The organism is Rufibacter hautae, from assembly GCF_008271695.1.
Taxonomy (GTDB): Bacteria; Bacteroidota; Bacteroidia; order Cytophagales; family Hymenobacteraceae; genus Nibribacter; species Nibribacter hautae.
In genome coordinates, this window is the sequence record NZ_VKKY01000001.1 from 608,722 (window position 1) to 630,614 (window position 21,893).

Annotated in this window: 17 protein-coding genes; all 17 read right to left on the reverse strand. The window is 54.4% G+C overall.

What is annotated here, in order from left to right; all coding sequences use genetic code 11:
• The gene (locus FOA19_RS02455; RefSeq protein ID WP_149089209.1) at positions 1-444 is read right to left on the reverse strand and encodes a hypothetical protein; all 444 of its coding nucleotides are present in this window, start codon (positions 442-444) and stop codon (positions 1-3) included.
• The gene (locus FOA19_RS02460) at positions 445-1,914 is read right to left on the reverse strand and encodes a hypothetical protein (protein WP_149089210.1); all 1,470 of its coding nucleotides are present in this window, start codon (positions 1,912-1,914) and stop codon (positions 445-447) included. It lies immediately after the preceding gene.
• Positions 1,911-3,971 carry a SprB repeat-containing protein gene (locus FOA19_RS02465; RefSeq protein WP_149089211.1) on the reverse strand — a complete coding sequence of 687 codons (2,061 nt, stop codon included), beginning with the start codon at positions 3,969-3,971 and terminating at the stop codon, positions 1,911-1,913. The genes FOA19_RS02460 and FOA19_RS02465 overlap by 4 nt, the downstream gene beginning before the upstream one ends.
• Positions 3,964-4,494, reverse strand: a complete 531-nt coding sequence (locus FOA19_RS02470) for a hypothetical protein (protein WP_149089212.1) — start codon at positions 4,492-4,494, stop codon at positions 3,964-3,966. The genes FOA19_RS02465 and FOA19_RS02470 overlap by 8 nt, the downstream gene beginning before the upstream one ends.
• Positions 4,484-5,326: a hypothetical protein gene (locus FOA19_RS02475; protein WP_149089213.1), complete on the reverse strand. Its 843-nt coding sequence runs from the start codon at positions 5,324-5,326 to the stop codon at positions 4,484-4,486. Before FOA19_RS02475 ends, FOA19_RS02470 begins: the two co-directional genes overlap by 11 nt.
• Before the next feature lie 235 nt (positions 5,327-5,561).
• Entirely contained in the window at positions 5,562-6,014 is a 453-nt protein-coding gene (locus FOA19_RS02480; protein ID WP_149089214.1) for a hypothetical protein, read from the reverse strand.
• 8 nt (positions 6,015-6,022) lie between these two features.
• The gene (locus tag FOA19_RS02485; RefSeq protein ID WP_149089215.1) at positions 6,023-6,853 is read right to left on the reverse strand and encodes a GTPase domain-containing protein; all 831 of its coding nucleotides are present in this window, start codon (positions 6,851-6,853) and stop codon (positions 6,023-6,025) included.
• Positions 6,854-7,040: 187 nt separating this feature from the next.
• Entirely contained in the window at positions 7,041-7,301 is a 261-nt protein-coding gene (locus tag FOA19_RS02490; protein WP_149089216.1) for a hypothetical protein, read from the reverse strand.
• Between the two features lie 308 nt (positions 7,302-7,609).
• On the reverse strand, positions 7,610-8,971 hold the full coding sequence (locus FOA19_RS02495) for an alpha-amylase family glycosyl hydrolase (protein ID WP_149089217.1): 1,362 nt from the start codon (positions 8,969-8,971) through the stop codon (positions 7,610-7,612).
• A gap of 464 nt (positions 8,972-9,435) precedes the next feature.
• Complete coding sequence (locus FOA19_RS02500) at positions 9,436-11,652, reverse strand: family 43 glycosylhydrolase (protein WP_223808694.1); 2,217 nt, start codon at positions 11,650-11,652, stop codon at positions 9,436-9,438.
• Positions 11,653-11,808: 156 nt separating this feature from the next.
• Positions 11,809-14,133 carry a beta-galactosidase gene (locus FOA19_RS02505; RefSeq protein WP_223808695.1) on the reverse strand — a complete coding sequence of 775 codons (2,325 nt, stop codon included), beginning with the start codon at positions 14,131-14,133 and terminating at the stop codon, positions 11,809-11,811.
• Positions 14,134-14,398: 265 nt separating this feature from the next.
• Entirely contained in the window at positions 14,399-15,220 is an 822-nt protein-coding gene (locus FOA19_RS02510) for a 3-keto-disaccharide hydrolase (RefSeq protein ID WP_223808696.1), read from the reverse strand.
• 63 nt (positions 15,221-15,283) lie between these two features.
• The gene (locus FOA19_RS02515; protein WP_149089219.1) at positions 15,284-16,156 is read right to left on the reverse strand and encodes a glycoside hydrolase family 16 protein; all 873 of its coding nucleotides are present in this window, start codon (positions 16,154-16,156) and stop codon (positions 15,284-15,286) included.
• A gap of 22 nt (positions 16,157-16,178) precedes the next feature.
• A complete protein-coding gene (locus FOA19_RS02520) occupies positions 16,179-17,219 on the reverse strand; it encodes a UDP-glucose--hexose-1-phosphate uridylyltransferase (RefSeq protein WP_149089220.1) in 1,041 nt (346 codons plus the stop codon).
• Between the two features lie 48 nt (positions 17,220-17,267).
• Complete coding sequence (galK, locus tag FOA19_RS02525; RefSeq protein ID WP_149089221.1) at positions 17,268-18,461, reverse strand: galactokinase; 1,194 nt, start codon at positions 18,459-18,461, stop codon at positions 17,268-17,270.
• A 59-nt stretch (positions 18,462-18,520) separates the two neighbouring features.
• Positions 18,521-20,587, reverse strand: coding sequence for a DUF2264 domain-containing protein (locus FOA19_RS02530; RefSeq protein ID WP_223808697.1), 2,067 nt, complete (start codon positions 20,585-20,587; stop codon positions 18,521-18,523).
• 93 nt (positions 20,588-20,680) lie between these two features.
• Positions 20,681-21,829: a glycoside hydrolase family 88/105 protein gene (locus FOA19_RS02535; RefSeq protein ID WP_149089222.1), complete on the reverse strand. Its 1,149-nt coding sequence runs from the start codon at positions 21,827-21,829 to the stop codon at positions 20,681-20,683.
• Positions 21,830-21,893: the final 64 nt, after the last annotated feature.

Sequence of the window (21,893 nt, forward strand, 5' to 3'; positions counted from 1 at the left end):
TTAGAGGTTGATTACAATTTGTTCGTTTTTACTTCCCGGCACCAACCGTTCCGCGGCCTGCAGGGATGCGTTCACCCCGATCAGGTAGCTCAGCTGGTTTACCTGGTGCCCGATGCTGTCGCGGCCTTCGCTGTACCACCGCTTGGGTTTCCGTTGGTTGCCCAGTACCCGGCCGATCAGACGCCGGCTGGTGGCGTTGCTTTTCTGTTCACCCAGTTTGGTACCGCGCCCCACCCCCATATCCACCATGGCCCCATACCAGGCATAGGCGATCTTCACTTTCAGCAAGTCTCCGTTGGCGGCGGCAATCACCGCACCCTCAAAGCTTCGTTCCAGCTCACCGCTGGAATGGATCTTGAGTTTCTTCAACTGCTTTCCCCAGCCTTGCAAGACAAAGCCCAGCCATTCCTTGGCCAGCTCCCGCTGTGTTTTCTCGGCTTCCATCTAGTAGATTCTTTTAAGCGGTACTTTGGCTGGCTGCAGGCCTTTCTTCCGGGAGACGGTGATGCTCACCTTTTCCCAGATGCCGGCGAAGGTGCCCGACTCGTGCCGGATGAAACTCCTGCGCCGGCAGTCCAGCGCCAGGAAATCCTTGATGTGGAAACTCTGCTCGGTCTCGATGGACTCGGCGTGAAGCAGGAAATCCAACCAGGCCTTGTGCCGGCGCTCGTAAAGGCCCTTCGGCCCGGCCCACTGCAGGGAGTCGGTCCCGATCTCGGCTCCTTTTGAGTCAGTGGTACCACTAGTGCCCAGCGGATAAATCCGGTCAAACTGATCCTGCTGAAGCCCCCGGTAAGAGAGCAGGCGCAGGGTGTATTTGCCGGAGCCGTCCTCCTTTTGCGAGGCTTCTGGCAGGAGCCGGCCAAAGTAATCGGTCATGGGCAGCGTGCCGGCCTGGCAGCTGATCGGCTCCTTTCCCGAGCCGACGGTATAGGTAAGGTCAACCGTCCCCAGCAACGCATCACCGGAGTCGGCGGTCATTTCCAGGGTGAAGCCGGTGGCCAGCGCCGGTTCCCAATCATAGAGGCGGCCGGTGCTCTCGGTCCATTCCATGTAGGTGCGGTCTCTGGCCACCGCATCCAGGCTCAGGATCTCCACCTCTTTCCGGAGCGGGTTGAAGACCATGCCCAGGCAGAAAAGCGAACGGATGGCTTTGAGGAACTCATTCACCTTCATGTCAGGCAGATGGTCACTGATCACCAATGGAGCAAGTCCATCCAGATCGGAAGCCGGGTAAAGCGCATGCGTGTTGTAGATCACCAGCCGCCGGGTTTCCTCTTCCTGGATCCAGGAGCCGGTGACGGTATAGCCGAAGGTGGCCAGCACCGCCTGCAGCACGTGCGCCAGGTACGGGAACGGGGTCACCGGGTACTGCCGGTAAAAAGCGTTGGCCGGCGCGGACTTGAACCCGCCGTCATAGTCGTTGATGATATCGCTGAAAAGCTCCGGGCGCTCCTCAAAAAAGTCAGTGTTGCGCACCGGGAACAGGGCATACTTGGCCTCCGGAAAAACGGGCAAGGCCTGCAGGCTCAGCGGCTCGGCACCCAGGTCCAACTCGCGCAGGTTCTGCTCTTTCAGCAAAGCGGAGATATCGCCCACATCGGTTTGGAAATTCACCTCATAGCCTTTGGAGCTGCGCTTGACCAGGTTCAGCTTCCCGACTTTCCAGAGTTGCCCCATCAGAAAGAGTTGGCAGGCCTGCTGGGGCTGTCTGTACCTGGCCACAGAAAGATGACCGGGAAAACCCAGCACCTTATTGTTCCCGGAGCTGAAGGGCAGCGTGAACGGAAAGGTGAGCGTGCCGGGGATTCTATCGGTTTCAAACAGCGGGTTCCAGGCCTCAATCTGGATACTCAGCTCCTCGGGCAAGTCCAGCCAGGTATCCCCCAGTTTGATCATGATGGTGTCGTTCATAGCTCCAGCGGTTTGAGTTCAGAGGTTTGGTCATAGTAGCCGGCCAGCCGGAGCTGCGGCGTGTAGCGGTGGCGGCGCGGCAGCTGTACCTCAAAGTCCAGGTAGCCCACGTCCTCGGCCTCATCCAGCGGCACCTGGTTTTTGTCCAGCACGAGCACCGGCGTGAAGCGGTCATTCTCCAGCAGCCATACCCGCTCGGCCAGCAGGAAGTCCTGCAAGGCCAGGATCTCCCTCGGCTCCCGGTAGCCGGTGGTCAGCTCCAGGGTGGCCTTGGCCGATTTGGAGCGCACCTCCACCTCATGCCGGGTGGCCGGCGTGCCGGGCAGCAGGTTCCGCTCCAGCGTGGTGGTATCCGGATCCAGCTTGAGTTTGGCCTTGCCGGTGGTCACCAGGGTGTTGATGCCGCCGAGGCTGTTGGTGTACAGCAGGTACCTCCTTCTCTCGTCCAGATCTGGGAGCAAAAAGAAGCGGCGCGTCTCGCTGATCACTGCGCCATCCTGGTCCACCAGGTACACGTCCCAGCTTTTCACGCTCACGTTTTCCTTGAGCACCCCCACCCCGATCTGGTCATGGCCCACCGGGATGCAGTACATTTCATAGCGCCTCACTTCGGTTTGCATGTAAGCGTCGGTAATGAGGCTGGTTCCGTCGGAGAAGCGCACTTTGGTTTTCACGGTGAAGCTTTCCAACAGGAAAGAATTGGGCATGAAGTAGAGGAACTCGGGCTGATTGGTGTAAACCCCTTTCTCCGGCTGGTCCCAGGTGAAGAAGGGCTTCCGGTTGGGCAGGTAGCTGGAAAAGAAGGTGCCGGCCAGCGTTTCCTGGGTATCCAGGCCTCCGCAGAGCACGTACTGGGTGTCGATCTGGGTATAGGGCGCGACGGCTGCCGGCGAACCGTACTTTTCGGTGTACTTTAGGAAAAAGCGCCGGAAAACCGCGTCTGCCCTGACCACCGATTTGGCGCTCAGCTCAGGTAGGTGCGGCTCCACATAAGCGTCCAGCAACTCCCTTAAATCAAAAAGGGTGGTGCCCAATACGTCTGCCGGGTGCTCCAGCGGCTCAGAAGTCACTTTCTCAAACTCGCCTGACAGATACGCCTTCTCTACCCAAAGCTCGCACAGGAACGAGAGGTTTGGTTTGTTGGCCACATCCTCCGCGGCAAGTTCCAAGGTCACCGGGTTGCGGGAAAAATAGAAGCGGAAATTACTGACGACCACGTTTACCGAGCTGGAGCAGCCGTTGGCATCGGTCACAGTGAGCCGGTAAGTGCCTGGTGCCAGTCCAGAACGGTCCTTCTCGGTGGATCCGTCACTCCAGGTGTAGGTGTAACCGGGCGTGCCGCCGGAAACTTCCACGGTCACGCTCTGGCCCTGGACCGAGGCCACCACCTCCACCCGGGTCGGCTCTCCCAGGGTGATCTCGAGAGAGACCACGCCGGGATGATCATCCCCCAGAGCATCAGGCACGGTGCTGTCGGCGATGGTGACGCGGTAAACGCCTTTGATCACCATCTCGCGGTCCTTGGTGGTGGGGCCATCCTCCCACTGGTAGGCGTAAGGGGCCACGCCTCCGGCAACGTTCAGGAAGATATCCCCGCTGGTGCTCCCGTAGCAGGAAACATCCGTTTTCAGGAAAGAGGCCGTCTGCGGTGGGTTGTTGGTGCAGCCGCTGGCCGTGACATAGTTGTCCCCCGAATCTGGCAGGGCATAAGGAAGGTTCAGCTCATCCCGGTACTCTTTGGCCCGGAGGGTGACGCTGCCGCCCTGCTCAAAGCCTACGCCACCTGTTACTACGGCACCGATGACGCTGAACCTAGTCTCGCCGATGGACTGCAGGTAGGCCTTCACCGCCGTCTCCAGGGCCGCCACGTTCCGGCCGACATCCCCGGCAAGCACGTCCGGGGTTTGGTTCTGGGCAAAGTAGACGGTAGTCCCACCCACGCCGGTGAAACTTTCTGACACAAATCTCACCGGAACCCCCAGGATAGTGAGCTGGATGGATTTGTTATGGGCCACGTAAGGGCCCATGCTCATGGTAACTCTCGCTAACCTAGCCATTGAATTTTTCTTTATTGTATTTCAGGGCCTTGGAAGCCATGGTGAAGGAGAAATCGAAACGGGTGCCGAAATACTGCAGGGCGACTTTGGCCACCTGGTCACTGGAGACATTGCTGGGCGAGATGCGCGTGAGCGGCACCCCGCCGTAGTTGTTGATCCGCTCGATGGCGGCGGCCATGATCTCCTCGCCGATGCGCTCAGTCTCATCGTAGGCTTGCTCCTGGGCATCCACGTTGTTGGGGTCCACATTGCGCAGGATCAGGAAGGCCCCGTAGAAAACCTTGCTGGTCCGGTCCCCGCCGTTGTCGCTGAAGCCGGCCTCGTAGTTCTGCAGCACCATGAAAAAGCCGTCTTTGATTTTGTGCTTAATGCTGTTGTTAAACTCGGTCAAGTCCAGCACCCGCTGCATTGGATCGCTGGAGAGCGTCATCCGCACAAAGCGCATGTTCTTTTCCGAGTGCAGCAGGTCCACGTGCTGCTCGGCCAACTCCCGGAAGAGCGCGTTGTATTCCTTAGTTCTCATCTCTCTGCTTTTTTGCCTCCTCCACTTCCTCAAAGCGCTGCTGCATCATCCCCAGGATGCTGCGGATGTTGGCCTTCCCGGTTGATTCGATGTTCATCACGTGTCCGCTCATCCCGAGCAGCACGCCGTCCCAGCCTTTGCGGCCGGCCGTCTTCTGGTTGGATCCGGAAAAAACCAAGGGAAACTCCCTCTCCAGCTCCTCCCGGCAGTCGCGGTACCAACAGAGGATCGCCAGCTTCTGCTCCAGGGAGAACCTGGCCACCAAACGTGCCCGGCCGTCCACGAAGTAGGGGTTGAACTCCTGCCGGCAGTCACCGCCGTAGCTGGCCAGGCGTTTCAGCAGGAAGTGGAACCACCGCTTCTTCCGGTAGAGGCAGGAGACCAACTTGTCCAGCATGGCCGGGTTCTGCTTCTGGGTATAGGCGGTGAAGAAGGTGTCGGCGTAGATGAACTCCAGGAAACTCATGTTCCGGATCCGCTCCCTGGGGCCGAAGAGTCGTGGCCTGAACCAGCCCAGGAAACCGGGCACCCTGAGTTTGGGGAAGAGCTGGGCCGTCAGCCCGGAGAAGCCGCCTTTTTCCAGAAAAGGCATAAGCCAGTAAAACTGCAGAAGCTGCAGCGGGGTGAAGAGCATCAGCAACGCTCTGGGGACGTTGAGCAGGATGAAAAGAGTCTCCAGCCGAAGCAGCTCCTGGATCTGGTGGGGCTTCAAGCCAGGGATAGATGGGATTCTGGTGGAGACGGCGATAATCCCCAGCAGCTGCTTACCTGTGAGCTCGTTCCATTTGCCCGGCAATTGCCGCTGCAGTTTTCCAATTTTGATGTCGTGCATGGTCTTCAATGAGGTTTGCACGAAATTCGGCAGCAAGCCAACGGCCAGAAAGGACACAAAAAAAGCCCTGACAATTGCCAAGGCTTTCATTTACATGGGATCAATGTTCAATAACTTTGTGAAGGCAGGAAGTTCACGTTCTGTCCCCTCATTCACTTGCTTTAATCTAGTAAAGGGAATAAGTCCATTTATTGTTCATCAGTTCTGCTTTCAAAAGCTGATGTTGGGCGTGGTCTCATGTATTAAAATCTATTCTGCTTAATCTCATTTCAATTAACGCTTTCTCAATAGTTGAAAAACTATTTTTAGAGTATTCGTATTTCTTTATTTGGTGTGTCATTTCCAAAAGTCGTAATAGTATATCCTGCTCAATACGATAATCCCGTATGTATCTTAAATACTGACGATACACAATCATACCATAGAAAATCAAACTGGAAATAAAGAAAATGATAAATACAAACTTTATACTCAAGTACTGGTCTTGTACTTCAATTAAATATGGAGCTAAAAAAAATATTAGTGATATAATAAAAACTAACATTACAAGAGCCGCTGCTTTTACCTGAATTGCATAAAGATTTTTTTGAATGTTTTTAACCTTTTCTGACACATTCTCTGCCAAATCTAACAGTTCTCCTACCTCTTTATACTTTGATACTTCGTTATTCTCAGAATGATTACTCACTTTTCTTATTACCCTTTTGATATTACAGAAATTTCAGAAATAAAGTTTAATGCAAGTCCATGTTCTACAGACTTGCCTCCAAGCTTTGCATCAATCATTTCATTATTCCATTCGAAATCTTCAGGCCATGAGGAAATAGGAAGAGTGAAAACCTTCAAATTCAATGTTCCGATTTGATGCAAATACTCATTAACGACTTTCGCAAAATCACTTCCATAATCAATACTATAGTATTTCTGAGCCTCATCAACTTCATTCATATATAAATCTACCTTATTTACAGCAATTATTAACCATTTTGGACGCCCATCTTTAGCTTGCAGATCCCTAATTTTCATCATCATAAGGTCCAAATCTTCTAATTCATTCCTTAAGGTATATTCTCTAAGCTTAGCAATTGTATCTATTCCTCTATCTTCAATCAATGCTTTTTTTAGGGTTTCATCTCTGATTTTTGCATATCCCCAATCTACAACATATATAACACCTTCTAAACTTTCGCTGGTGTTAAATGCCTCATCCAACCCCTTTAATCGTTCTTTGCTACTTTGTCCAGGTATCACTCTTACTAATTTAGTCCAATCACCAAATATCACAGCTTCTGTTTCAACATTGGGTGATGTTCCTGGAGTTTTATAGCTAAATTTAGGAGCTTGACCATGTAGACATTTACTTAAAAGTGTTTTTCCCACTCCTCCTTGGCCAAGAAGAACTATATCAGTATCTCCGGTATCAACTTGAGCGAGTAGCCTAATCCACCAATGCTGAATTGTTTTCCTATTCTGATAAATAGTTATAGGTGTTCTGATTAAGCTTGGTATCAATTCACTCCAATCCATGATTTTATATTAGATAAATACATATTGTGTCTGCCTACTGTATAAACGGAATAACTCAAGATATTGACACTTTTACAGAGTTTATTTTTATTGTCTAGCTTATGTGAGTCGGATAAACAGAAATTGACTAACGAATATACTATATAGGAATTAGTTAGTAACTATACGAAATCTATATATTCTCTGGTCAGTCCTCTGATTCCTGTTGTCGGGTGAGTGCCGTGAGAAAAAGCTGTAGGGCATTCATGGCGGCATAGTCCGCTCCCCAATCATTCACGTGTTCTGGATCACGGGTGACGGCATGAAAAGCTAGGTTGTTCACCAATAGATGGAGACTGGCCATATCCGGGACCAGGTCCAGAAACTGGATCAGGGCACCCATGGTGTTATTGGTAAGTTGGGGCTGTTCGCGGATGACGTAGGTGTCACCGTCTTTGAAGATGGCCATCGCAGTTTGGCTTAGGGCACCCGTGTGCCCGTGAGAAGGAGCTGCGAAACATTTACATGCCTTGGGGCCCTTGCGGGTAACCCACTCCTCCCCACGGGCACACGGCTCTATAGAAAACTATTAGGTGGGGTGTTTAAGTTAGATTGGAACGCTTTAAGTATGACTGGTGGGTCTGTTTAGCCAGTTAGCTTTTCTAGTAAGTCTTCATTAGTGCAAGATGTGCAACCCTTCATAAAAGTGCTTTAGCGTTGACTTGGATTGTAGCCATCTCTACTTCCCAGCTGCTCAAATAGATTCACCTTCCCGGATTATTGGGAAGTGTATTCATACATCGCATACCCCCATGGCTGAATATTCCACTTTTTGCTGCTTACAGGCTCCTTTGCACCCTTGAAAACGTTGTAGGCGCTCCCGATCAAAGATTTCTCTTTTATGGTGATCGGCTGCGAGGTACCCGAAAAGTTAAGGATCACCAACACCTTTCTCTTTCCTTTTTCCCGCACGAAGGCATACACTGCTTTCTCATCCCCTGCGCTCACTTTCCGGAAAGACGCGTCGGCGGACAGGGCGGCGTTCCTTTTCCGGAGGTTCAGCAGGGTTTTATAGAACGAGGCTCTTTGGAGCTTATCGAAAGCCATGGGATCCTTGTCGAAGAACTTCAATGCCCTCAGGACCGGTTCTTCCTGTCCGCTGTAGATCAGGGGGACACTGCTGGCCATGGTTTGGGTGAATACCGCGAAGGGCGCATGCACCGGGCCGGGGAAGGTCCCGTAGTCCGCCATGTTCCAGCTGTTCTCGTCGTGGTTGCTGGTGAAGTACATCTGAATGGTATGGGCAGGGTACATTCGGTCATTCTCCTGCTTCACGCTATCCAGGCTGAAGGCCGGCCTTTCGCCCTTGGCCACCTTCTCCATCATCTTGAACATGTGCCACGGGTAGACCGCGTCAAAACCGGTCTTGGGTAGATAAGCGCTATCGCCCTCGGCCAGCAGGAAAAGGCTCTTCATCTCTTTCAACTGGGGGATGCACCGGCGCCAAAAGGAAGCGGGGACGTTCCAGGCCACATCGCACCTGAAGCCATCTATGCCTGTAGTAGAGACCCAGTATTTCATGGCAGCGATCATGCTGTCCTGCATCACCGGGTTCTTATAATCCAGTTGCCTTGTGTCTGCCCAGTCCACCGCCATGGCCGCCTTCCCGGTGCTGTCCCGCACGAAGAAATCCGGGTGCTGGGTGAGCCACCGGTGGTCTCCGCCGGTATGGTTGGGTACCCAGTCAATGATGACCTTCATGCCCCGGTCATGGATAGCCTTTACCACCTGTTTGAAGTCTGCCATGGTGCCGAACTCCGGGTTGACGGCGGTGTAGTCCGAGACGGCATAGTAGCTCCCCAGCGAGCCTTTCCGGTCCACCTTGCTGATGGGGTTGAGCGGCATGAACCACACCGTTTGCACGCCCATTCCTTTCAAACGGTCAAGGTGTTTGGCAAAAGCGTTCAGGGTGCCTTCCGGTGTGTACTGCCTCACATTCACCTCATAGATGTTGCCCTGCATGATCCAGGCCGGAGGACCGCTGGTAGTTCCGCTTGTGGCGCCGGTGGCGGCTTTCTCCTGGCAAAAGCCGGAAAGCACAAGCAATTGAAGGATAAGGGTGCCTAGTACTTTCTTCATCTTCACAGGTTTTAGATAATCAGGATATGTTCGCCCTGGACTTTGTGTATATACGGCGCCCTCGGGCAAGAGGCGAAAGCTGATTTGCCTCCTGTCCGAGGGCGCCCTTTTTCTGTTAAAGAAGTGTTTTTGGAGAAGCAGCCTGAAAACGGTCTCTTAAAGGTTTCGTCCATACTCTGCCTGTCCAGTCTGCTCTGATTTAGAGAATCAGGCTGGAAACAGCTTATACCATCCTGCTTACATTACCAATAAGTCCACAGGCACAAAAAATGAAAGAACAGGTATTCGTTTGAAACCATAAATTAAAAAAGGAGCTTTGGACCTGTTTTCTGCAAAACAGGCCCAAAGCTCCTTTAACTTTCTTCACCTTAGGTGAAACAGAAACGAGAGGATTCTCTTCTGTTTTAAGGCTGTTGCCTCAAAAACCTATTCTAAACAGAAGGTACTTTCAAGGAAGTTGCCGTTTATTGTTTGGCTTTAAGATTAGTTACCCCTCCATGTGTGGGCGTTACCTGCTTGATAGTTCCGTCTGCGTTGAACTCCATCCTGTCAATGGCCACCTCGCGGTTGAAGCCGGCGGCATCGCCCATGGTGATGCCTTTGGGGTAATTGAACCGATGGTAGACAATGTACCACTCGTCTTTACCGGGCACCTGAATCACGGAATTATGGCCGGTGCCGTAAATTCTCGAGGCCGGGTCTTTGGCGATGACCAGGTTATTGGCGGGAACCTTGATCTTGCCCAGCGGCGAGGTGGAAGTGCCGTAGCGTACCCGGTAGTTCTCGCTGCGGGTATCGTCCTCCGACCAAAGGAAATAGTAGATACCTTTGCGACAGAGCACGTGCGTCCCTTCCCGGAAGGTATTGTCTGGGGTGAGAACCTTGATGGTGTTGGGTTTGATCGAAATCATATCCGGGTTCAGTTCGGCCCCGGCCATGTAGCCGTTTCCCCAGTACAGGTAGCTTTTGCCGGTCTTCGGATCGGTGAACACATCGGGGTCAATCTGCTGGCCGCCTTTCACACCCGGAGGCAATTGGTCTACCAAGGGCTCCCCGGAATCCATAAAAGGCCCGGTGGGGCTATCCGATACGGCTACGCCTACCTTCTGGGCCGCTGTGAAATAATAGAAGTACTTGTACTGCCCGTTCACTTTCTTCTCGATGATGGCCGGCGCCCAAGCGTTTCGTTTTCCCCAGCTCACGTCTTTGGGCAAATCCAGGATCACGCCTTCGTCTTTCCAGTTCACCAGATCCGGGGAGGAAAAGGTTTTGAAGTAGGTTCCAGACCAACCATCAAACCCGTCGCTAGTGGGATAGATATAGTACTTGCCGGTCTTCTCGGCGTAGATAATGTCTGGGTCGGCGAAGAAGCCATCCAACACGGGATTATGGTCTTCGCGGGCAGTGGCGGCAAACGTCTGGGGTTGTTTCCCTTTGATTTCCACGGTGTAGTTTACGCCTCCTTTTGAAAAATCGGCCGCAGAAGAAGAAACGGTCACGCCCGGGAAAGACTCAAACTGCGGTTTAAAGGCGCTCAGGTCTATACCGGGTTTTACGGGCAGATGCAGGGTTCTTCTAGCGGAGTCCAGGGCCACGTTGAACCGCTTCAACCCGGGTGCCTTGGCGGTAAGCAGCACTTCTTCTGCCGTCAGCCATTTAGAAACCAACACCTCGTATTCTCTGGTGGTGATGGGAATGACGGTGCCGTGGCGCGGATGAAAGTTCATGGACACCTCATTATCCACTACGGTGAAATTCTGCAGATCGGTGGTTTTGGTGAACTGGTAGCGGCCTTTGGTGTACACATCGTACATCAGGATGTAGCCGGGTTCATTAATCAGCTTGAACACGCCCGCTCCTTCCACGGGGTCCTTGGTCTGCTGCACGTAGCGGTCCTGCAAGACGTAGCCGCCGGTCAGTTTATCAGACACCGCGATTTTGATGCCCGATCCCTCGCCTTCGGTTTTGAAGAACAGGTGGTACTTGCCGTCTTTCAGCACGATGTCGCCGTCAATGGCCGCGCCGTTGGTGGGGCTGAAAAATAGTTGCTTGGGCTCGCTTTCCAGATCGGTGAAATCCTGGTTGGCGTAGGCGTAGTAGATCTTATCGGGGTCATCGCCGTGCTTCATGGAAAAGTAGACCATGTACTTTTTGGCCTCGGGGTCATAGATGGTCTGCGGCGCCCATACGCGCAGCAGCTTTTCGTTTCCGGCAAATCGTTTCTGGATGTTCACCACGCTGGAAGTCCAGTTGACCAGATCCGTGGATTTGAGCAACACCATGGCCCGGTTAGAGCTCCAGCCGTTCGCCGATACCATATCCGTCACCACCATGTAAAAGGTTTTGCCATCGGCACCCCGCAGGATATGCGGATCACGCACACCGCCGGTAGAGCTGATCTGGGCCGAAGAGACAATGGGTTTATTGCCGTTAAGCGCCCGGTAATTATAGCCATCTTGACTGACCGCAAACCGGATGGCCTCTTCGCTTTTGTCATTGCCGGTAAAGTACGTAAAGAGGTATCCGCTGTACTTTTCCTCTGGGGCTTTCATTTCGGCGCCTGTTTGCTCAGACCCGGAATTCTTAGCCACTTGCGGGGAGCAGGCCGAGCCCAATACCCCGATGGCCAGGCAAAAGGCCGCACAGTTTTTCGCCAGGTTTTTGGAAAATTGTTTGTTCATGTGGTGGTGGAGTTCTTAAGTAATGCTTTATCCAGAAAAGAGACATTCAGTCCAGACGAAGCGGTTTATGGCTTATTTTTAAAAAACTGCTCTAAAACAGGAAAGCCCGAAGAGAAGGCAAGCGAGCCTTCCCCTCGGGGCATTTGCCTTAGTGTCTTACATCTTGAACGGGCTGTTCTTGAGGTAAATGCGGTATTCCTTCACCATGCCGCCGGTGTTCTTGTCGGAACGGGGCAGGTAACGCAGGCCTTTCACAGTCACGTTCTCGCCCAGGTCAAGCACGAGGTGGTGCGGGTGCTTGGGCTTGTCGCCGGAGTATTGGGTGTGCCAGAACGTGGATTCCTGCTGGTCATACACCTTGTCGGCGGAGTTGTTGCCTCCGGTCACTTCTTCGCTGTCGGCGTAAACGGCTTTCCACTTCAGGCGGGAAACAGGGTTTCCTTTCTCATCCACCAGTTCCAGCTCCGCGATGGAGGAATAAGGATCATCTGCTTTCTGCGAGCTCAGGGCCTCGAAGCAAAGGTAGCGTCCCTGCACGGCCTTGTCGAATTTCACTTCCTGCCAGGCGCTGCCCGCCGGGAATGCACCCGTGGCGACCGCCTTCTCCCCGGCCAGGTTCAGCGTCTGGCCTTTGGCGCGGTGCGTTAAAGACTCCTCGGCCCGAAGCTGATCCAGAATCGGCTCTTTCAAGCCCGCGATGGTGGTACCCTCGGGTTTGTCCACGTCCAACACAATCACTTCATTGCGGCCTTTCTTGAGCCACACGCCGGGCACGAACAGCGTCTGTTGCGGGCCAATTTTCCAAAACCGGCCCAGATTCTGCCCGTTCACCCATACCATGCCTTTACCCCATTTGCTCACATCCAGAAACGAGTCGCCGGTTTCCTTTAGGTCAAAGGAGCCCCGGTACCAAGCCGGACCAGTGGCGGTGCCCTTCGTGAACTTCGCTTTTTTCTGGAACTCGAACTCCACGGGGAAGTTGTAGACAAGCCAGTTCCTGAGCTCGGTGTTTTTCCGGCCGTCGTTCAGTTCCACTTTCTCGGTGATGCCTTTGCGGTCAATGATGGCCTTGCCGTAGTTCACGCGGCCGGTGGCCTCTATGAGGATGTCCAACTGCGCGTTTCCTTTGAAGGCAGGCAGCGTCACGGTGTTCTCGCCCCGGCGCCGGTCCAGCTTGCCGATCGATTTGCCGTTCAGGAACACGTTGGCCCAGTCATGCACCTCGGTGATCACCAGCTTTTGCCCCGAAGCCGTTGCCGGTAAGGTGGTGCGGTACAGAATGCGTCCCCAACCCTGGTCAAAGTTCTCCATAGGCTGAATCTTCTCCGTTTTCTTTGCCGCTGGTAAGTTGGCGAACAGCGCTGCACTTTCAGTTAAGTTGAAAGCAGGAATAGCAATGATGGGTTTCGCCGAAGGGATCTCGCCCAGCGTCTCGCCTTCCTGCAGGTAGTTCTTGAGCAGGTCGCGCACGGCGAAGAACTTCTCGGTGGTGTTGCCCTGTTCGCCTACCGGCGCGTTGTAGTCATAGGAAGTGGCCATGGCCGAGTAGGGTGGCGCGTTGGCCCCGCCCCACTGCCCGAAGGTGGTGCCGCCGTGGGCCATGTAGAGACTGAAGGAAATCCGGCGGTCCATCATGTCTTTCAGACTCCCAATAAAGCTGCTCACTGAGCGGGTCTCGTGCGGACGGCCCCAGTGGTCAAACCAACCCGACCAATACTCGCTGCACATCAGCGGCGCGGTGGGGTTCAGTTCCTTGAAGTTCTTGAAAGCCTCGTCCACGTTGGTGCCCGCCCCGAAGTTGAGGGTGGTGGCCACGCCATCCAGTTTGTATTTGTTGAAGTTAGAGGGCCAGTCGCAGCGGAAAAGCTGTGCTTTGTCAAAACCGGCCTCACGCACCGCGTCGCGGGTTGCTTCCATGTAGGCCTGTTCATCGCCGAAGGTGGCATACTCATTCTCCACCTGCACCATCAGAATGTTGCCGCCGTTCTGAATCTGCAGCGGGGCTAACTGCTTGGCCGCCTCTTTCAGGAACAGCTTGGTGCGGTCCATGAAGTACGGGTCTTGGAGGGTGCGCACCTGTGCGTCCTGCTTCTTGAGGAGCCACCAGGGCAGGCCGCCCATATCCCACTCGGCGCACACGTACGGGCCGGGCCGCACAATGCAGTACATGCCGTTTTTCTGGGCCAATTTCACAAACTCGGCCACATCGTTCTGGCCTTTGAAATCATACTGGCCCGGGGTCTGCTCATGCAGGTTCCAGAACAGGTAGATACAGATGGTATTCATGCCCATGGCCTTGCTGAGCTGGATGCGGTGCTCCCAGTACTCCCGTGGAATACGGGGATAGTGCAGCTCGGCCGCTCTCACCACGAAGGGCTTTCCGTTGAGCAGGAACTCCTTGTTCCCAACGGTGAAGGTGCCAGGCTTTCCGCTGAGCTGCTGGGCCTGCCCTGTGAGGGCGAACAGTAGAAAGAGAAGCAAAAAGAAAAGTTTGGGCCTGGGTTGATTCATTGTCACTTAAAATTAATAGTAAAAGGTAAGGGTAAACTTCTGATGCCGGTTGTCAACTTTTTTATTAAAGAGCGCCTGACGCATCTGGCTAGATATTTCTGGGGGTAAATAGTGATGCCGCTACATGGGTTAACTTTTTTAGGGTACATTAAATAGCCTCTAGACAGGTTTCTGGCCTTCTTTGGAGAAAACCTCCCCAAAACGGATAGCCTTCTTTTCCCGGGAAAGTACCTGCCTAGTCTATCCTCTTGATCATGATTTCTTTAAACTCAATTCCCTGACCTTCACTCTGCAGGCCGATGTAGCCCTGCGTCAGGCGCTTTCCATCCTGCTTTATTTTGGGGTCATAGTTGCTGGCCACTCCGCCCCCAATCTGCGGACGGGTATACTGGAGGACTGTGTCACCGTTGATGAGGTGGGTTACCAGGGAATCTCCCAGCACGATCAATTCGGCTTTCACCCACTGGTTCCACGCATAGGTAGCCGAGGAAGAGTTGATGCAGTGCCGGTCATCTACTTTGCCTTCAAACACCACATCGGTACCCGGGGAGCACATGTTGCCGGTGGGGCGAGGTTTCCCGTCTCCCTCCCCTGCCAACAATTGAAACTCCACGGAGATAGGCCAATCCTGCTCTTTTAAGATAGACTGTGGGCTTTGGGAATGGAACATGATGCCGCTGTTCCGGTAGGTATAGGAAGGCGCGTCCTTCAACCACTGGTCGGTGAAGCGGTATTCCCATTTTAAATGGAAAGAAGAGAAAGGGGTTTTGTAAAACAGGTGTCCGTAACGTTCATTAAAGGTCTTGTAGTCATCATAGTTCACCTGCAATACATCGTCCTTCACTCTAAAGGTCTGCGCGTAATTGTCTCCCACCTCATGGTGGTGGATCTTCACAACCCAATCCTTCAGGTCCTTGCCGTTGAAAAGCTTTTGCCAGCCACCGCCCTGCTTCCCTGTTTTTTGCAAGGAAGCAGGTGAACAGGCCACCACTGCCAGCAGCATGACCGCCAAGAACATCGCCTTGCCTTTCACTTGTCCCTTCTTTGTTTGCTTCATCCTGATTTTCTCTAAAACACGCTTAAAACCTTATTCCACTTGCTTCCAAAGCTTGGAGCCTACCTACTTCTTTTGATACACCCGCACGTAATCCACCTCATACTTTTTAGGGAAAGCAGTGCCAGCCGGATTTCCCCCATTTCCTCCGATGGCCAGGTTCAACAGGAGGTAATGCGGTTGGTGGAAGGGATTGAACCCATCTGCGTTGAGGGTTTTGGTTAGGTCAATCTCGTTCAGCAACTCGCCGTCCAGGTAAAGCTTGATGGATTCTGCGGTCCAGTCCATTTTCCAGAGGTGGAACTTGCGGGGCCACTCGGCATCCTTTTCCAGGAAATGCGAAAACGGGATTCTGGCGTCATCCCAAACCGCTTTCATCTTTTCATCGGCCCAGGCCGCATTGGCCAGAATGGTAGGCTGTTTTCCCATGCGGTAAAATTCCATCAGGTCTATTTCTCCGCCGGCTGGCCACTCCCTGAAAACACCCAGCGTCCAGATGGCGGGCCACATGCCCATCGCGGTGTCTATTCGTGCCCTCACCTCAAAAACCCCGTACTGAAACGACTTCTTGCCTTGGGTTTGAAGGCTGGCCGAGGTGTACTCCGCAAACTCCCGGTGGTGCCGCCAGTCTTGGTGACCTGCTTCAAACCTAGGGTTTTCCAACTGCTCGCGTTTGCCTTCTATCACCAGAACCCCATTAGTACAGATGGCATTCTGTGGTTGGTACCACTGGAGTTCCCGGTTGCGCACAAACCCGAATTCATAGCCCCAGTTGGTGCTATCAGGCTTTCCATTGGTGTTGAATTCATCATGCCAGACCAACTGGTAGCCTTTCAGTTTAGAAGGCCGAAGGGTAGATGGCTCAAAAGCATACTGCTTCTTACCACACGACCAAAGGCCCGCGACCACCACTACCAGAAACCACCAACTCGTTTTCATCTTTGGTAAAGTTAGGTCTGTCTTAAAGTAAACTTCTCAGGCGCTCGGCGGCGCTCTCTGGGGTGATGTCGCGCTGCGGGTCGGCCATGAGCTCGTAGCCCACCATGAACTTCTTCACCGTGGCCGAACGCAGCAGCGGCGGGTAGAAGTGCATGTGCAGGTGCCAGCCGGGGTACTCCCTGCCGTCGGTGGGTGCCTGGTGGATGCCGGCCGAGTACGGGAAGGAGGTCTGGAACAGTTTGTCGTACACACTGGAGAGCCTCTTCATGATCTCGGCGTAACCGGATTTCTCCTCTTCGGTGATCTGGCCCAGGTGGCCGAAGTGGCGGCGCGGGATCACGATGGTCTCGAAGGGCCACACGGCCCAGAACGGCACCAGCGCCACGAAGTGCTCGTTCTCCACCACAATCCTGGTGTTCTCCTCCAGCTCCTGGGCCAGGTAGTCGGACAGAAGGCTGCGGCCGTTCTCAGCGAAGTAAGCTTCCTGCTGTTCGGTCTCTTTGGCTGGCTCGCCAGGCACCGAGCTCTGGGCCCAGATCTGCCCGTGCGGGTGCGGGTTGCTGCTGCCCATCACCGAGCCCTTGTTCTCGAAGATCTGCACGTAACTGATCTCAGGCATAGCGCCCAATTCAAGGTACTGTTCTTGCCACAGGTCCACCACCTTCTTGATCTCCGTGGTCTCCATGTCAGACAGGGTGAGGTCATGGCGGGGCGAGAAGCAGATCACCTTGCAGATGCCGCGCTCACCCTCGGCCCTGAGCATCCCCTTGCCGAAGGAGCCCGAGGGGCTCTCGGCCTGCAGGGCGGCGAAATCGTTGGTGAACACGAAGGTGGAGGGGTAGTCGGGGTTCGTCTCGCCGTTGGCGCGCACGTTGCCCGGGCACAGGTAGCAAGTGGAATCGTACTTTGGACGGGTCTCCTGCTCAGTGGTCTCCTGCTGTCCCTGCCACGGGCGCTTGGAGCGGTGCGGCGAGACCATCACCCATTCGCCCAACAGGGGGTTGAAGCGGCGGTGCGAGTGCTCCGTGATATCGAAGGGTGTATCTAAATTGGGTTGGTTCATAAAAGAGAATTTCGGTTTCGGGCTCTTTTCAGGAAAAAAGGCTCTAAACTAGCGGGTCCACTCAGAGTCATTGTAGGAGGGCTCGGGTTTGGCGGTTGGCAGCAGGCCGGTTCCGTCCACGATGCGGGCGATGTAAACCGGCAGCTCCTGCCCGAACCTTTTCTGGTAAGCCACTTCCATGGCTCTGGTGAACTCCTCCAGCTTTTCCAGCCGCACCAGGTTGATGGTGCAGCCCCCGAAACCGCCGCCCATCATGCGGGCACCCAGCGCGAGCCCTGATTCTTTTGCTTTCTCGGCCAGGAAATCCAGCTCAGGGCAGCTTACCTCGTAGTCGTGCTGCAGGCCCTGGTGCGAGGCGAACATCTTCTGCCCGAACGCCTCCAGGTCGCCGCGCTCCAGGTCAAGGCAGCCTTCCTCCACCCGCAGGTTCTCCTGTACCACGTAGGTACAGCGGCGGTACACCACGGGGCCAAACTCGTCCTGGTGCTGCGCCAGCATCTCAAGAGTTACGTCGCGGAGGCTGTTCACCTGCGGGTAGTGTTTCTGTAGAATCGCCACGCCGGTCTCGCACTCCTGGCGGCGGGTGTTGTACTCACTGGAGGCCAACGAGTGCTTCACCCGCGTGTCGCAGAGCACGAGGCGGTACTCGCGCATATCGAAAGGGAAATATTGGTACCCCAGGGAGCGGCAGTCCAGCCGCACCACGTGGTTGCGCTTGCCGAACATGCTGGCGAACTGGTCCATGATGCCGCATAGCACGCCAGCGTACTCGTGCTCGGCCTTCTGCGCCATCTTCACCAAGTCCATCTTCTCCACCTTGAACTGGAAGATATGGTTGAGCGCATACGCCAAGCCGCACTCCACCGCCGCCGAAGAGGACAGGCCCGCCCCCATAGGAATGTTGCCCCCGAACACCAGGTCAAAGCCCGGCACTGTATGTCCCGCTTTCTGGAACTGCGCCACCACGCCCAGCAGGTAGTTGGCCCAAACCATCTCTGAGGGTTCCACCTGTTCCAGGTTGAAGGAGGCTTTCTCGTGAAGGTCGAAGGAGTAGGCCCGCATTGATGCCGTCCCGTTCGGAGCGATGGCGAAGTAGATCTCCTTGTCGATGGCGGCGGGCAATACGAACCCTTCGTTGTAGTCGGTGTGCTCGCCAATGAGGTTCACCCGGCCCGCCGAGCGGATCACGGTGGGCTCCTGGTTGTAGCGTTTCTGAAAGGTGGTGATGATGTCTTGAACCATGGTGGTACTTCTGTAAACGTGTGATGGTAGGTTTTGCCTGCGTTCTTTTCTGTTAAAGCTTATTCAAACCGAACCGTTTTTGCCTCTCCTTTTCTAAAAGATACCGTAAACGATTTCCCTTTGGCAGCCTGGCTGATTTTCTTCACCGGCACCAACTCCTCCTCGGTCCATTTCTCGCCCGATTTCTTCCAAAGCATCAGGGTGGCATAAACGTTGGATTTTTGCCCGGGCCGGAACTGACCAGAAGCGTTAAGGACGGTGCTTTCCTTGCTCTCAGGATGGAGGTTGGTGGCGTTAATCGGTTCCAGATGGTCCCATCCGCTGAGGGAAACCATGGCCAATTGGTACTCGCCGTTGTCAATGATCTGCACGGCATGGCCTTTTACTTTTCTTGCCTCCCTCTTGATGGGCCCGTTTTTCTGAGGCAAGGCGTAATGCCCCAGACGCAGTTGGCAAGCCTCCGTGCTGGTGTTCACGTCCATTCGTAAGATGCCGTTGGGCAGAGGAATATCCGCCAGTCGCAGATTGATTTTGTCGTTGGTTTCCAGCACCGCATCTCGGTAGTAGATGCCGTGCTCAAATTTCTTGAAGGTGAAGAGACGCAGCGCCTCCCATTGGTTTTTCTGGTTTTTGATCACGTAGTTCATGGCCACCTCGCCGTTGGGGCCATCGGCTTGCCAGGGGAAAGCGCTGTGGTAGGAGAGCCGGTTGTAGTTCTCGGTGGACCGGAATAACTGCCAGTCTTTGGCCACGGTTTCATGGCACCAGGCCCGCACCTCGGCAGCGCCGATGTTGGGGTAATCGGTGATGAGGATCTTGGAACCCTCCTGAAACTTGTTGTACACTTTGCCTTTGGTCAGCTCTTTTTCCCAGGCGCCCTCGTTCTCTACGGCGGTCCAGAACGGGTTCCCCTCGGGCACCAGCAACCCCAGGAAAGCCTTGCCCATCCAGAACGCGCTGGCGCGGGCACTGTAGATCTGCACCGCCGGTTCAAAGGCGCCGTAAAAGCCCAGCGTGGGAAGGTGATCGGCGGCCAGGAACTCTGGGTGTTGCAGAAACTGAAGCATGGTTCCGGAGGCGATCCTACGCATCCAACCGTAATTGGTGCCGGGCTCCTGAGCTAGTCCCATGAGCGGGAATGGCACCACGGCGGCAAAGCGGTAGGCGATGCTGCGGCCCCACATGATCATCTGTCCATCGCGGCTGAAAAGGTACGGGTAGTTGTCGGGGAGGTCGTTGAAGTTGGCCTGGAACCTGGCGGCATACGCAGGATAGTGCTTCTTCCCGAAGAACTCTGACCATAGCGGACCATACATCTGGAAAGCCCACATGCTATAGTAGTCATAGGCAGGACTGTCATTGTACCAGCCTTGGCCGCGGTACTGCTCCAGCGATTCATCTAGGTACTCCAATAGCAGCTTCTCGTTTACGGGATAGCCCTGCTCTTTGAAGAAACTCAGCACGAAGATGTTGAAAAATCGCCAGTTAGAAGGTACCGTTGGTCCGTCGCCGTAGCTGAGCATGGTCATGGACAGGGCTTCTTTCTGAGCGGCGGTCAGCGGTCTCCAGAGGACATCCGGGGCATAGAAAAGCGACACGGCCAATCCGCCGAACTCCACCAGAATCTGATTGGGGCCACCATCGGCGGCCCGGGGCTTCACGTAGGTGGGGCTGGAGGGCTCCGTCAGTTTCACCAGTTGCCGGCGGTAATAGTCGGCGACTTTGATGCCGTTGATCTCAAGGTTACGGTTTTCTTTGAGCAAGGGCACCGCCACAAAAAGGGTACGGCACAGGCCTTCCAGCATCTCGGTGGGGGTGTGCACGCCGTCGCGCGGGTAGCTTTTGCCCGGCTGCTTGGGGAACACCATGGGGTCCTCCACGGTCTTCACGTACTGGAAAGCACCTTCCAACAGGTAATGGGCCGCCTCAAGCCAGTGCTTCCGGGTCATGCCCGTGTGCGGACTGGTTTTGAAGTCAGGGTTGCGGACCTGGAAAGTCTTCTGGCCGGCTTCTCCCACAATAGGAGTTGTCCCTGTCTGCGCGCGCAAGGGAGCACTGAAAAACAGGGAGAGCAACAGCAGAAGAACACGTACGCGGTACCGCATGGGACTCATTATCGTTATCAAATTTTAAAGCACTTGGTTTATGAGGAGCTTCCAGAAAAGCTGTTTCAAGGCTGTTTCCCGGAAACAGGGGCCAAAATCCGAACTAGTATTTCATCAATCCAGGAGCCGGTACATCTCAGAGGCCGCCAGCAGGAACGCCCCTACCCCGAACCCGGTGGTGGAGTTCACGTCTACCACCTGCCCGGGGATGGCTCTTTCCCCGATGGGCTGCACGTACCCTATCTTTCCGTTGGGTTGTAGCGCCGTATTGGTCAGGTAGTGGTAGCCTTTGGCCGCTATGGGAAGGTATTCTTTTTTATCCAGGAGGCCGTTGTTGATGCCCCACAGGAAACCGTAGGTGAAGAAGGCGGTGCCGCTGGTCTCGGGTCCGGGCGCGTGGGCTGGGTCCAGGATGCTTCTAGTCCAGTAACCTTCGGCCTGTTGTGAGCGGGCGATGGCGCTAGCCATGTCTTTGAAGCGCTGCTCGTACTCTTTCCGGTGTGGGGCGTTTTTGGGCAGATCTTGTAAAATCTTGGCTAAACCGGCAAATACCCAGCCATCGCCACGGGCCCAGAAATCCTTTTTACCGTTAGCGCTTTTGTGTTTGGGGTAGACGTACTTGGCATCGCGGTAATAGAGTTTTTCCTCCGCGTCATACATGATGGAATTGGCATAGCTCAGGTACTCGTGCAGTTTCTCCAGGTACTGTTTGTTCCCAGTGACCCGGTACAGCTTGGTCATGACGGGCATCACCATGTAAAGGCCATCGGCCCACCACCAGTAATCGTTTTTGGGCGTGCTCATCTGGTACTCCATGACCTCGCGGGCCCGGGCGATTTTACGGTCGTCCTTCTTGCCGTCTAATTGGTAAAGGTCAATATAGGTCTGAAAGCAGATTTGCCAGTCCCCGAAGAGCACGTAGTCGTCTTTTTCGCCGTAAGAGTATTTCCAATCGGCTTTGTTTGTGGACTTGGCGCCCATCCACTGGTTTTTCTCGGCCCAAGCCTCTGAGTACTGGCGGTACGTTTCGTCTTTGGTGATTTTGTAGGCTTCCATGTTGCCGGTGTGGTAGGCGGCTACATCCCAGAAAGCCCAACCAGGCGTGGGGTTGGTGCTTTGCCAGTAGGTGTTGGCTTTGTGCAACTGGCCCAGCACTTCTTTTTTGGAGGCCGGCAGCAAAGGATGTTTGGGCTTGGCTCCTGCTGATGCAGTCCAGGCACCCAAGAGCAACAGCAGTGTAAAAATGGTGTTCTTTTGAATCATGCTTATCTGATGCGGGTACGAGCCCCGGTTTATCTATTCTTTGCGGAAAACAGGCCTAAAACAA